The sequence below is a fragment of the Arcobacter aquimarinus genome (assembly GCF_013177635.1).
In the GTDB taxonomy this organism is placed as follows: Bacteria; Campylobacterota; Campylobacteria; order Campylobacterales; family Arcobacteraceae; genus Aliarcobacter; species Aliarcobacter aquimarinus.
The window spans coordinates 274,881-287,221 of the sequence record NZ_CP030944.1 but is presented as its reverse complement, the minus strand read 5'-3'; the positions used below and the strand labels follow the sequence as shown (position 1 = coordinate 287,221).

Annotated in this window: 15 protein-coding genes; 4 read left to right on the top strand and 11 right to left on the bottom strand. The window is 26.1% G+C overall.

Annotation, left to right across the window (positions count from 1 at the left end; genetic code table 11):
- Positions 1 to 8 precede the first annotated feature (8 nt).
- Genes panC through tilS form a run of 3 tightly spaced genes read left to right on the top strand, consistent with a single transcriptional unit; the run spans position 9 to position 3,216 of the window.
- Positions 9 to 827 (top strand): pantoate--beta-alanine ligase, encoded by an 819-nt coding sequence (gene panC / locus AAQM_RS01415; RefSeq protein WP_129094483.1) that lies wholly within the window; start codon positions 9 to 11, stop codon positions 825 to 827.
- Positions 828 to 879: 52 nt separating this feature from the next.
- On the top strand, positions 880 to 2,220 hold the full coding sequence (gene rimO, locus AAQM_RS01410; RefSeq protein WP_129094484.1) for a 30S ribosomal protein S12 methylthiotransferase RimO: 1,341 nt from the start codon (positions 880 to 882) through the stop codon (positions 2,218 to 2,220).
- A gap of 3 nt (positions 2,221 to 2,223) precedes the next feature.
- Positions 2,224 to 3,216 (top strand): tRNA lysidine(34) synthetase TilS, encoded by a 993-nt coding sequence (gene tilS / locus AAQM_RS01405; protein WP_129094485.1) that lies wholly within the window; start codon positions 2,224 to 2,226, stop codon positions 3,214 to 3,216.
- Here tilS and AAQM_RS01400 read toward each other — a convergent pair.
- The 11 genes from AAQM_RS01400 to AAQM_RS01350 all read right to left on the bottom strand — a co-directional run bounded on the left by AAQM_RS01400 (position 3,193) and on the right by AAQM_RS01350 (position 11,193).
- A complete protein-coding gene (locus AAQM_RS01400) occupies positions 3,193 to 3,462 on the bottom strand; it encodes a hypothetical protein (RefSeq protein WP_129094486.1) in 270 nt (89 codons plus the stop codon). The two genes, tilS and AAQM_RS01400, sit on opposite strands and share 24 nt — an antisense overlap.
- Positions 3,438 to 3,794, bottom strand: coding sequence for a flagellar export chaperone FliS (gene fliS, locus AAQM_RS01395; protein ID WP_129094487.1), 357 nt, complete (start codon positions 3,792 to 3,794; stop codon positions 3,438 to 3,440). Before fliS ends, AAQM_RS01400 begins: the two co-directional genes overlap by 25 nt.
- 100 nt (positions 3,795 to 3,894) lie before the next feature.
- Positions 3,895 to 5,241, bottom strand: a complete 1,347-nt coding sequence (fliD, locus tag AAQM_RS01390) for a flagellar filament capping protein FliD (protein WP_129094488.1) — start codon at positions 5,239 to 5,241, stop codon at positions 3,895 to 3,897.
- Between the two features lie 10 nt (positions 5,242 to 5,251).
- Positions 5,252 to 7,165 carry a flagellar hook-associated protein FlgK gene (gene flgK, locus AAQM_RS01385; protein WP_129094489.1) on the bottom strand — a complete coding sequence of 638 codons (1,914 nt, stop codon included), beginning with the start codon at positions 7,163 to 7,165 and terminating at the stop codon, positions 5,252 to 5,254.
- Between the two features lie 55 nt (positions 7,166 to 7,220).
- The gene (locus AAQM_RS01380) at positions 7,221 to 7,925 is read right to left on the bottom strand and encodes a flagellar basal body L-ring protein FlgH (RefSeq protein ID WP_129094490.1); all 705 of its coding nucleotides are present in this window, start codon (positions 7,923 to 7,925) and stop codon (positions 7,221 to 7,223) included.
- Positions 7,915 to 8,343 carry a hypothetical protein gene (locus AAQM_RS01375; RefSeq protein ID WP_129094491.1) on the bottom strand — a complete coding sequence of 143 codons (429 nt, stop codon included), beginning with the start codon at positions 8,341 to 8,343 and terminating at the stop codon, positions 7,915 to 7,917. Before AAQM_RS01375 ends, AAQM_RS01380 begins: the two co-directional genes overlap by 11 nt.
- Positions 8,343 to 8,867 carry a flagellar basal body-associated FliL family protein gene (locus tag AAQM_RS01370; RefSeq protein WP_129094492.1) on the bottom strand — a complete coding sequence of 175 codons (525 nt, stop codon included), beginning with the start codon at positions 8,865 to 8,867 and terminating at the stop codon, positions 8,343 to 8,345. The genes AAQM_RS01375 and AAQM_RS01370 overlap by 1 nt, the downstream gene beginning before the upstream one ends.
- The gene (locus tag AAQM_RS01365) at positions 8,867 to 9,358 is read right to left on the bottom strand and encodes a MotE family protein (RefSeq protein WP_129094493.1); all 492 of its coding nucleotides are present in this window, start codon (positions 9,356 to 9,358) and stop codon (positions 8,867 to 8,869) included. Before AAQM_RS01365 ends, AAQM_RS01370 begins: the two co-directional genes overlap by 1 nt.
- A gap of 4 nt (positions 9,359 to 9,362) precedes the next feature.
- A complete protein-coding gene (locus AAQM_RS01360; protein ID WP_129094494.1) occupies positions 9,363 to 9,773 on the bottom strand; it encodes a hypothetical protein in 411 nt (136 codons plus the stop codon).
- A 2-nt stretch (positions 9,774 to 9,775) separates the two neighbouring features.
- Positions 9,776 to 10,036, bottom strand: a complete 261-nt coding sequence (locus AAQM_RS01355) for a flagellar biosynthetic protein FliQ (protein WP_129094495.1) — start codon at positions 10,034 to 10,036, stop codon at positions 9,776 to 9,778.
- 2 nt (positions 10,037 to 10,038) lie between these two features.
- Positions 10,039 to 11,193, bottom strand: coding sequence for a hypothetical protein (locus tag AAQM_RS01350; protein ID WP_129094496.1), 1,155 nt, complete (start codon positions 11,191 to 11,193; stop codon positions 10,039 to 10,041).
- Between the two features lie 91 nt (positions 11,194 to 11,284).
- Here AAQM_RS01350 and AAQM_RS01345 point away from each other — a divergent pair, with 91 nt between their 5' ends.
- Positions 11,285 to 12,340, top strand: a complete 1,056-nt coding sequence (locus AAQM_RS01345; protein WP_228254492.1) for a flagellar basal body P-ring protein FlgI — start codon at positions 11,285 to 11,287, stop codon at positions 12,338 to 12,340.
- Position 12,341 lies beyond the last annotated feature (1 nt).

Below are 12,341 nucleotides of genomic sequence, written 5' to 3'. Positions count from 1 at the left end.
GAAAAGAATTGCAAGTTTTAAAAACAATTGAAGAGTTACAAGAAGTTAGAAAAAATATTTCTACTACAGTTGGATTTGTACCAACAATGGGAGCATTACATAATGGGCATATTTCACTTATTAAACAAGCACGAAATGAAAATGATATTGTAATTGTTTCAATATTTGTAAATCCTACTCAGTTTTTACCTGGTGAAGATTTGGATGCATATCCAAGAAAGGATGAAGCTGATAAAAGAATTTGTCAAATGTGTAAAGTTGATTATCTTTTCATGCCAGAAATTTCTACAATGTATGGTAAAGAAGAAGTTTTAATAAAAGCTCCAAATAAAAGTTATATTTTAGAAGGTAAAACAAGACCTGGACATTTTGATGGAGTTTTAAGAGTTGTATTAAAACTATTTAATTTAACTCAACCAACAAATGCATATTTTGGGAAAAAAGATGCCCAACAACTTTCACTTATAACTCAAATGGTAAAAGATTTATTTTTACCGATAAATATTGTTCCTTGTGAAATCATCAGAGAAGATGATGGATTAGCATTAAGTTCTAGAAATGTATATTTAGATCAAACTCAAAGAAAAGATGCTTTATTGATTTCAAAGTCATTATATATGGCTGGTTCTTTAATTGCAAGTGGTGAAAGAAGTGTTGAGGCTGTAAAAAATAAAATTTATGAAATTATGAAAACTTTAGATATTGAATATGTAGCTATTGTTGATAGAGAATTCAATGAACTTGAAATAATTGAACCAAAAAATACTGTTATTTTAGTAGTTGTTAGATTTGGAACAACAAGGCTTTTAGATAATATTTGGCTTTAAAAAGAGTTTATGATAAAATTGCAAAAAAAATTAAAATAAAAAGAATAGATATATGAAATTTTCAGTAAAAAATCCTAAAAAAACTCTACATTTAGTAAGCCTTGGTTGTACTAAAAATCTTGTAGATTCAGAGATTATGTTAGGTAAATTAAAAGATTATACAATCACAAATGATGCATCAAATGCTGATGTTATTATTGTAAATACATGTGGATTTATTGATAGTGCAAAACAAGAGAGTTTGAATACAATTTTTAACCTACATGATGAAAGAAAAAAAGAGTCAGTTTTAGTAATGGCTGGATGTTTAAGTGAAAGATACCAAGGTGAACTTCAAAAAGAGTTACCTGAAATTGATGTTTTTACAGGTGTTGGAGATTATGATAAAATAGATTTACTTGTGAATGAAAAAAGAAGTGCATTTTCAAATGAAGTATTTTTGGCTAGTGATGAAAATGAAAGAGTTATCACAGGTTCTTCATATCACGCTTATGTAAAGCTAAGTGAAGGTTGTAATCAAACTTGTTCATTTTGTGCAATTCCTTCATTTAAAGGAAAACTTCACTCAAGAACTCTTGAATCACTTGTAAAAGAGGTTAAATCTCTTGTATCAAAAGGTTATGTTGATTTTTCGTTTGTATCACAAGATTCATCTTCATTTTTAAGAGACCAAGATATAAAAAATGGTCTTGAACTTCTAATAGAAGAAGTTGAAAAAATTGAAGGAATTAAAACGGCTAGAATTTTATACCTTTATCCATCAACTACAACTTTATCACTAATTGATAAAATCGCTGATTCAAAAGTATTTGTAAACTATTTTGATATGCCTTTACAACATATAACTCCATCAATGCTTAAAATCATGAAAAGAGGAAAAGGTGTTGAAAAACTAAATGAACTTATGAATCATATGAGAAGTAAACCAAACTCATTTGTAAGAACTACATTTATTGCTGGACACCCAGGTGAAACAGTTGAAGACCATGAAGCACTTTGTAAATATATTGAAGAATTTAAATTTGATAGAGCAAATGTATTTTCATATTCAACTGAAGAAGGAACAGCAGCAGCTCTTTCTAAAGATTTAATTGAACAAGAAATTATTGATGCAAGAGCTGAAGAGATTGGTGAAATAATCGCTTTGACTACTCAAGAATCACTAGAAAATGAAGTTGGAAAAATCTTTGAAGTTTATGTTGATGGTGAAAGTGATGAACATGAATATCTATTAAGTGCTAGAAAAACTATTTGGGCACCAGATATTGATGGAGAAATTTATATAAATGATAATGAACTAGCCCAAAATGAACAAATAAAATTTGGACAAATTTATACTGTAAAAGTTACAGAACTTGTTGGAGACAAACTTCTAGCAACTGTTATTAAATAAATTATGAACTTAGATTTTAGTGCTATAAAGAATCAAAAAAATCTTCTAGCTTTTTCAGCTGGAGTTGATTCTAGTGCACTATTTTTTTTACTTTTAAGACAAAATATTTCCTTTGATATTGCTATTGTTGATTATAATTTGAGATTTCAAAGTAAAGAAGAAATCTCTTACGCTAAAGAACTAGCAATAAAATACAATAAAAGAATCTTTATAAAAGATATAAAACTTGAAAATAATTCAAATTTTGAAAAAATGGCAAGAGATATAAGATATAAATTTTTTGAAGAAATAATTTCAGAAAATTCCTATGAAAACCTTATCACAGCCCATCAATTAAATGATAAATTAGAGTGGTTTTTTATGCAATTATCAAAAGGTGCTGGATTAATAGAACTTATTGGTTTTAATGAATTTGAACAAAAAGAAAATTATAAAATATATAAACCACTTTTAAATATTACAAAAAATGAATTGGAAATTTATTTAAAAGAGAATAACTACAAATATTTTATAGATAACTCTAACTTTGATGAAAAATATAAAAGAAATTATTTTAGACACAATTTTGCTAATAAATTCTTGGAAGAATTTAGTAATGGAGTAAAAAATTCTTTTCAATATTTACAAAATGATTTAAATTCTTTAAATATTCAAACAAAACCTATAAAAAAAATAGAAGAATTAGTAATATTTTTAAACCAAAAAGATGATAATTTAAATATCAGAATTATTGATTTAAATCTTAAAAAAAGAGGGATTTTATTAAGTTCTGCCCAAAGATATGAAATTTTAAAACAAAAGGAAATTACTGTTTGCCATAAAATAAATATCTCAATTGAAAAAGACTATATTTGGATTGCTCCTAAGCTAACTATAACTATGGATAAAAATTTTAAAGAAAGATGTAGATTATTAAAAATCCCACAAAATATTAGAGCATATTTATATTTAAAAAATATAAATTTAGAAGAACTAATTTTTCAAAAATCTTTTTAATTTTTGGGTTTTTAATAATTCTTCTTTTGTAATTTCTTGTTGTTTTTTTAAAAAATTAATATTTTTGAAAAAAAGTTCTTCCATCGATTTTAACTCTTCTAGATTCAAATCAAAATTTTCTATAGAATCTTTTTCTAAATATTCTTTAAACCATTCAACCAATGCATCTGCTTTGTTAAATGACTCAAGTGAATCAATATAAATTAATTCACTCAAAGCTTTTATAGACCTGTTTCTTCTTTCCATGCGTCAATCAATCCTTGAGTAACTTTCATAACTTGATTAACTGCATTGATATTATCATCAATTCCAGCACTAAACAGAGTTTCAATTTGATATAAGTATAAACCATCTAAATAGTAAGCAACTTCTCCACCATCAAAATCTAGCACATTTCTTAATTCGTCAAAAATAGCTATACTTTTATTTATATAAGTAAATTTTGTCTCAACTTCACCATCTTCCATAGCACTCTTTACAAAAGAAAGATATTTAATAACTCCCTCATAAAGTTTTAATACCAAGATATAAGGATCATCAGATATTGCATTTTGTTGATTGTATACTTCTATTCCCATAAAACCTAACTCCAAATAATTATTTTTGTTTATCAGTATATAATAGATTTACTTAAATAAGAAGTTAAAAACTTATATTTAACTTCTTATATTAATTAAATTAGTTACTAGATGTTGATTGCTGAATCAACATTTTTAATCCAGAAAATGAAGATTCCATTTGATTAATTAATGAACCATATGCACTAAATTGTAAAGCTAATTGTTCATATTTTGCATTTAACGCTTTTTCTGCTTTTTCTTTTTCACTATTTAAAGATACTTCTCTTGCTGACATACCTGATTCATAAGTACTTAAAGCACCACCTGTAAAATTCATATCATCTAAAGATTCTTTTATGGTTGTACCTAATCCTTTATTTTCAGCAGAACCCAAAAATAAATCTTTTAATCCAGCCATATCATTCTGAACTGCTTCGTTAAATTTTTTTGAATCTATAGATAATCCACCATACTTATCTAATTCTATTCCATAATTAAATACAGATTTATTTCCATCTTCTCCATAAGATCCAAATAACTTAGCCTTAATTTGGTTTACAACATCTCTAATCGACGATTTATCAGCTATTTTTGAATCAACACTAAAAACTTCACTATCAACTAATGCAACTAATTCATTATATTTTGTAACAAAATTTTTCATTTGATTTTCAACTTGAGAATTATCTTCAACAACATTAATTGTTGATGTTCCTACTTTATTTGCTGTTATTTTTAGACCATCAACAGTAATATTATTTGTTGAAACATTATATTCTACTCCATCTACTTTAGCTATCATATTTTTGGCTTCTAGGATATGATTTGTTGAATTAACAGTCGTTCCATCTGTAGTATAACCTAAAGCTTGACTTGCTGCTCCACTTATATTCAAGTTATTCTCTAATCCTGTATCTTCACTTTTTATTACGAGTCTAAAAGAATCTGTTCCAACTTGTTCAAGTGATGCACTCATTCCTGTTTTTGCATTTATTGAATCAGCTAATTGTGCATATGTCATGTTTGTAGTATCAAATGTTTCACCATTTATTACTAACTCACCTGCATTTATAACAGCATCTTTAGTTGCACTACTAACTGTATTTGACTGGTAAACATCTTTTTGTGCAAGTTGTGTTACTTCAACACTTGTAAAGCCTTTCTTTAAAGCTTTTATATCTGCTGCATCAAATGTTACAGAATCTCCTGAAGTAGTTGCTGATTTTTGTTCAAATGCTGTAACCCCACCTGAAACAAATAAATCAAAAGGTTTTATAGATTCTAATAATTCACTTACTTTATTTGAAATAGATGTAAAGACTTCTTTTTCACTAGTAATATTTTCAATTCTTTTTTCTATTGGCTCTACAGTTGATTTTCTTTCTGCAGTTTTTAACTTTTCTATTAAATCACTATTTAAAGAAGCTGCTTGCCCCATACCTAATCCTAATATTCCACTAGCCATGATTTATCCTTTATCTTTTTAATCCTAGTAACGTTTGAATCATTTCATCAATTGCCGTCACTATTTTAGCATTTGCAGTATACGCTGCTTGAAACTTCATTAAATTTAACATTTCATCATCCTTATCAACTTTTACCAATTGATTATACGAATTTTCTAAAGAAAGCTTAATATTTTCTTGAGTATCTAATAAAAAATTACTACTTTCTTTATCTGCAGAGACATTAACTCTTACTTCTCTAAAATACTCTAATAATGAAGTTTTTCCAGAAGTTGATGAAGTGTCTTGACCTTTACCATCATACGATAAATCTGTTTTCCATTGAATCGTAGCTAAATAATCTAATTTCTCTTGATTCAATTCATTAACTACATTTTTATCAAATTTTAATGTTTTTACACTTGCACCACTAAATAATCCAATAAAAGTTATATCTCCCATTGATGAATCAGAAGCATCTTCACCATATATATAACTATCAGAACCTGTTTTAATATATTTATCTGCAATATCTCCCAATGTTTGTGCTAAAGAGTCTAATTTATCAAGATAAACTTGAAATTTATTATTGGGTGATTCTGAAGATAAATTTTCTATTTGAGCTTTTATAAGACCACTTTTTAAAGGTATTTCTTTACCAAAAATACCTATTCCTACTTTATTTTCTGGTTCTCTACTTTCAATATCACTTTTATATACTACCATTCTCCCATCTGTTTCAACAATTGATGGATCAACATTATCTCTTTTTTCGATACTAACTCTTGCTTCAAAACTATTTTCAACACCAGGAAAATTTGACTCAATCCTTAAATAATTATCCTTTGAATTATTAATAATTTTATTACCACTTGAATCTAATGCATAATCACCATTATATGCTGTAATTAAGCCTTTTGTATCAGGATTTGTGTTTATTTTATGTACTAACGCTCTTGTAATATTATCAATTGTAACTGGCTCTGTAGTTTCAGTTCCATCACCATTCCAATCCATTGTTAAAGATTCTCCGATTGTTACAGATACTTCAACCTGATTATTTAACTTATAAGTTACAATATCATTAGCATCTAAATTTTTTGATGTTACTGTTCTTGTAGCTGGATCATAATCATTTTTTATTGAATCTATTATAGTTGTAGTTCTTGTAACTGGATCATAATCTTTAAAACTAAATTTATCAATTTGAGAACTTTTTTCATCTAAAAATTCTATAGTTCTAACATTAGTATTATTACTAATAGCAACTTGTCCACCAATTTTTAACTCATAGTAACCACTACTTTGTCCATTTACTTCAATATCTACATATTTTGATAATTCTAATTCTAATTGATCTCTTTTATCCAATAAATCATTTGTAGCACTAAACTTTTCTATTTTTTGATTAACTTCGCCTATTTCTTTTAATAAACCATTTACCTTACCAACATTAACATTTAATTCATTTTTTTCAAACTCTTGTTGTTTTTCGATACTAGAATAAAGATTCTGAAGTGAATCAACTAAAATAGAGCCTTGATTTTTTAATGCACTCTTATAAACTTCTGAATTTGGATTAGTTCTTAAATCTTCAATTGATTGAAAATATCTACTTAAATTAACTGAAAAACCACTAGTTTCTGTTTCTTTAAAAATAGCTTCAACACTTCCTAACATATCAGATAATTTATCATAATAATTAGATTTTGTATTTTCAGATATCAATTTATCATACATATATTGAGAAGTAATTCTATATGTAGCATCAGCTAAAACCCCTCGCCCTGTAAATCTGGAATCAGACTGTGCTAGCTCACTTAATTGAACTACTCTTTTTTTGTATCCTGGAGTATTCTCATTAGCTATGTTATTAGATACATTTTCAATCGCTATTCTAGCAGCATTTAGCCCTGTATGAGACACATTTAATGTACTTAACATAGAGACTCCTTTATATAATATATAAAATTATTGCATTACAATTCTTAAAATTAGATTAAAATGGCCAAATAGCTCTAATCAATTTACTTCCCCACGGAGTTTGTAATACATCTGATTCAACTCCATCTTTTTCATATAAAAGTTTTAAGTTTGCAATTTGTGATGAATTAATAGAATTATCCGACGTTATATCATAAGGTCTTATAACACCACTTACTATAATTTCTTGTTTTTGCCCATCAATAAGCATTTCCTTTTTACCTTTTATATAATAATTTCCATTTTGATATGTTTCTTCAATTATTGCAGATATTGTAGTTTCAAAGGTTTCATCAAGTTGCGTTTTAACTGAACCTTTATCAGATGTTGAACTATTAGTTTCAAAATTTACTCCAAGATTTGCATTTAACTTATCAGTATATTTTTGAGCCGTACCTCCAAGAGTATTTGTGCCCATTGATGAAAATAAACCTCCACCTAAGTTATTACCTCTATCACTTGATAATTCTCTTTTATTATTTGTTTTAGAAGTTAAATCCTCATTTATTACAATTTGTATAATATCACCCACTTGCAAATCTTTTTTATCTGCAAATAAAGATGTTCCTTGCATAGAATACAAAGAGCCTTTATTTTTTTTTGCTTGAGGTAATTCTTTTGGAACTTGCACCTCTGGCTTGTTAAATTCTAATTCAGGTTTAGTTGCAGAACAAGCAACAAACAAAAATGATACAGCTATTAAAATAATATTATTTTTCATTTAATTTACTTTTTAAAATAAAATTAACATCAACTGCAATTACTACTTCATTTAATGTTCTTTTAATTAAAGCCATTACGCCATATCGTACTATCAAAGCATCTAAATTTGTATTTGGCTCACACACAATTACTATTTTGTTCTCTATTAATTTAACATGTCTTATATGTTCTTGTCCTACTAAATCAACAGCTTTTTCTACTTCTGAAATTATTGCTTTTTCTACTTCTTTTTTTGCATTCTCTTTTTTATCTTCTTCTGCTTTTTTAGCAAGTTTTTCTTCTAATTCTATTTTTTGTTTTTCTTCATATGTTTTATTCATATGATAATAATATCCACCAAACATTGCTATTAAAGCAATTAATGATAGTAACTTAATAAGTTTTTGTTTTCTATTTCTTTTTACAGCTACAATCATTATTTAATTACAAAAGTTGTGAATAATATTGTAGTAACATTATTTTTAGCTATTTTACTATCAGATTGTGTAACAGTATTAATTACATTATTTATATCTTGCATTAATTCATCTTTTAATAAATTTTTACCACCAACTGTTAGTAACTCCTCTGAACTTCTTGCACTAATTTGAGAAATAACTACATCTATAATTTCAGCTTTATATTCTTCAACTATAGTTGCAATCTTTGGTTCTGTACTTCTTATAGAAAAAGATAATTTCATTAATTTTTCTCTTCCTCTTGAATCTGTTAGATTTAATACCAAATCATTTATATCTGCTTTGTAAGAAGTTCCTCCTTCAACAGCATCTGCTTTTTGTACTTCTTCTGTATTTTGGTTATTTGCATTTAATTGAGAGTATAAAAAATAACCTCCACCAACAACACTGATTAACAAGATAACGACTAAAGCAATCAATGCTATCATTAAACCTTTTCCACCACCTGCTGGTTTTACTTCTTGATTATTTTCTTCTGCCATTATCTATCCTTTTTGTTATTATCTAAATTAAAATTTTCAAGTTTCTGAGTTAATATTGATGCATTTGTAACACTTAAAAATTTCATGATTTGAGTAACATTATTTTCTTTTAATTTTAAAATTATATCAAAAACATCATCAATTTTGCCTTCACTAATCATTTGATTGAAAATATCAGCAGCATTTTTTGCTTTCATTCCATTGTAAATTTTTGCTGTTTTACTCTCAATTTCTAATCGAATATCTTTTAGTATTTCCAAGTTATTATCATGTAATTTTTTTATCTCATTTTTCTCTTTTTCTATTTGAGACAATATACTTTCCAACTCTTTTTTTCTTTCTTGGTACTCTTGCTCTTTTTCATTATAAAAATTATTTAATTCTTTTTTTAATTCCATTACTTCAATTTTCTGTCTTGTTAAAGAACTACTTGTTTCTTGTGCATTTAAACAAACTGAAAAAAACAATAAAACTAAAATTCTATAACTCAAAATATCATCCTATCTTTTTTATATATTTACTTTGAACATATTCATTTGAAGCTTCTTCTTCTGCAAGTAAAATTTTTCTTAAATTCTCTTTTCTTTCTTCTTCTAAAATATACTTAAATTGTTCACTCTCTTTTTGTAATTCAACAATCTCATTTATCAAATTATTTAAACTATTAACTAATACTTCTTTCTCTTTTTTTAGTTTCTCAATATGTGCTTTCATAGTATTTTTATGAATTGTTAAAATCATAAAATCTGAAATAGCTCCAAATTTTTCAACCGTTGATGTATCAATTTTATTTTTTGTAAAAACTATTTCCACATCAATTTGTTCTATTTTTGATTCAATTAACGCTTTTTGCATTAATTTCTGGTCAGTCTGATTTTTTTTTAAATCATATAATTTATCAATCAAAATCAACTCCCAAAAATTAAGATAAGATCCCATAAATCTTTTGTATAAGTTTCTATATGATCTCCAATCCAAGGTAATGAAATTAAAATAAAAGCTGATACAAAAATCATTTTAGGAACAAAAGACAAAGAAGCATCACTTACTTGCGTAACTGCTTGAAATATTGATATTATTAAACCAATAATCATACTAACTATTAATGAAGGTAAACCTAATATCAAAATAATTTTAACTGTATTTTCAGAAATAGCCATTAAGTCCATTTTTAATCTTTTATTTTAATAGTAATCTCTAAAGTTTTATTATTTAATAACTTAGAAATAAGCTTTGAAAGATCATCAATATTAGTTGAATCAATTGTATTAATCGACTCTTGTGTTTTAATTAACTCTTTTTTATTTTCTATTTTTTCAGTCACAGACGAAGAATCTATAGAATTTAAAGCTTCTAATAAATCCTTTTCAGTTAATAAATCTAATTCTGAAAAATCATCACTCATATTTTCTCCTTTAAAAGGTTCTTTTTCTTCAACTACTTTTGTATCAACTTGTTCTAGAATTTCATTTTCTATTGATTCTGTTTCATTTTCAAAAAAATTCAATTCTTCTTCTAAATTCTCTTCTTTTTCTTTATCTTTCTTTGAAAATATTTCTTCTAAAAAATCAACATCTTCAAATATTTCTTCAATTGAATCATCTTCTGTTATATTTTCATCTAAGAGACTTGCTAAAATATCTTCATCTTTTTCAGAGATATCATGTTCAGTTATAATATCCTCATCATCATAGTCATATGATATATTATTTAATCCAAAATTATCATTAAAATCTTCTAGTCCAACAAACTCTTCCATACTAGAACCATCTTTTTCATCCGATGCTATTAAATTTTCAAGTTCATTTAAATCAACGGGGGAACCTAAATCAAAAGTATCTTTTAAATTTTTAGGTGGATTTTCTTTTGGTGTTTCTTCTTTAGAAAGTAATTGAGATAACTCTTCATCTAGTTCTAAGCTTTCTTCTTCTTTTATTTCTTCACCACTAGGTTCTTCAGTTGAAGAAATATTTTCTTGATTTCTTTTCTCTTCTTCATATTTTTTTAGTATATATTTAGGTATCTCTTTTAAAGAATCTATTGATAAATCAGCAATACCACTATCAAGTAAAAATTCTTCTTCTATTCCATCTTTTGGAGCTAAAAATTTTATTTTTTTATTTAAAGAATTTTTTTTAATAATTTTTTCATCATCAATTATATATACATCTTTAGGATTATTTTCAATAGCTTCTTTAAGCTCATTTAGGCTCTTTAATTCTGTTATTAAAGTATTACTATCAAGTTTAAATTTTATGTTTGAATGTTCAAGTGTTTCATGAATCTCTTTTTTAAAACTTTGATTGCCATAAATATAAATATTCAACCTATAACCCTATAAAATAATTTTAATACCATAGATTATACCTTTTTTTATTAAATTTTCGATAAAATATTTGGATATTTAATAATGGAGGATGATATTGAAGTATTTACTTATAATTACATTATTTTTATCATCTTTGTATTCGCAAACTATCAAAGATATTTCAAATGTTATAGGAATTAGAGAAAATCAATTAATTGGTTATGGTTTGGTAGTAGGACTTCCAGGAACTGGTGATAAATCTAAATTTACTATGCAATCATTACAGAATCTTCTTAGAAATTCTTATATAAAAATCCCTGCTGGTTCAATTAACTCAAAAAATATTGCAGCAGTTATGGTAACTGCAGATTTACCTCCTTTTTCAAGACAAGGAGATAAGATAAAAGTAAAAGTTTCAACAATTGGAGATGCAAAATCTGTCGATAATGGAGAGCTTTTAATCACTCAATTAAAAGGTGTAGATGGAAATGTTTACGCTTTAGCACAAGGAACAATTATTTCAAATGAAAATAATAAAACTACTGGCTTTATTTATGAAGGTGCTACTGTTGAAAATGAAATTGATTTTGATTTAAGAAATGAAGATTCTATTCAATTAAGTTTACTTAAAAATTCAGCTAAAAATGCAGATTTAATAGAGACAAAAATAAATGAAAAATTTGGTAAAAAATTAGCTACTGCAATTGATACAAGAACTATTGAAGTAAAAAAACCTCAAAATATGTCTACTGTTAAATTTTTATCAATAGTTCAAAATATAGAACTAGACGCAACATTCAAGAAAAAACTAATTATTGATATAAATAGAGAATCAATTATAACAGGAGGAGATATTCCAATTGATCCTGTAACAATAGCAAGAGATACCTTTACAATAAGAATAGATAAATCTACTTTAGATGAAAATGAGTGGAACGATGCAGCTAAAAATCCTGGTGTTGATATAGGAGATGATGTTAAAATTGCTGATAAACCTATTATAAATATTGATAATGCAATGATAAATACAAAAGGAACTCCAACAATATCTGATTTGGTTCGTTCTATGAAAGTAATGAAACTTCCAATGACTGAAATAATTGACACACTAAAAATGATAAAAGAGATGGGTGCAATTGATGTTGATATAGAGATAAGAGGATAAT

Excerpts from the sequence above, each read along its gene's own strand:
- rimO (WP_129094484.1), top strand. The coding sequence starts at position 880 with ATGAAATTTTCAGTAAAAAATCCTAAAAAAACTCTACATTTAGTAAGC.
- tilS (WP_129094485.1), top strand. The coding sequence starts at position 2,224 with ATGAACTTAGATTTTAGTGCTATAAAGAATCAAAAAAATCTTCTAGCT.
- AAQM_RS01400 (WP_129094486.1), bottom strand. The coding sequence starts at position 3,462 with ATGGAAAGAAGAAACAGGTCTATAAAAGCTTTGAGTGAATTAATTTAT.
- fliS (WP_129094487.1), bottom strand. The coding sequence starts at position 3,794 with ATGGGAATAGAAGTATACAATCAACAAAATGCAATATCTGATGATCCT.
- fliD (WP_129094488.1), bottom strand. The coding sequence starts at position 5,241 with ATGGCTAGTGGAATATTAGGATTAGGTATGGGGCAAGCAGCTTCTTTA.
- flgK (WP_129094489.1), bottom strand. The coding sequence starts at position 7,165 with ATGTTAAGTACATTAAATGTGTCTCATACAGGGCTAAATGCTGCTAGA.
- AAQM_RS01380 (WP_129094490.1), bottom strand. The coding sequence starts at position 7,925 with ATGAAAAATAATATTATTTTAATAGCTGTATCATTTTTGTTTGTTGCT.
- AAQM_RS01375 (WP_129094491.1), bottom strand. The coding sequence starts at position 8,343 with ATGATTGTAGCTGTAAAAAGAAATAGAAAACAAAAACTTATTAAGTTA.
- AAQM_RS01370 (WP_129094492.1), bottom strand. The coding sequence starts at position 8,867 with ATGGCAGAAGAAAATAATCAAGAAGTAAAACCAGCAGGTGGTGGAAAA.
- AAQM_RS01355 (WP_129094495.1), bottom strand. The coding sequence starts at position 10,036 with ATGGACTTAATGGCTATTTCTGAAAATACAGTTAAAATTATTTTGATA.
- AAQM_RS01345 (WP_228254492.1), top strand. The coding sequence starts at position 11,285 with ATGATATTGAAGTATTTACTTATAATTACATTATTTTTATCATCTTTG.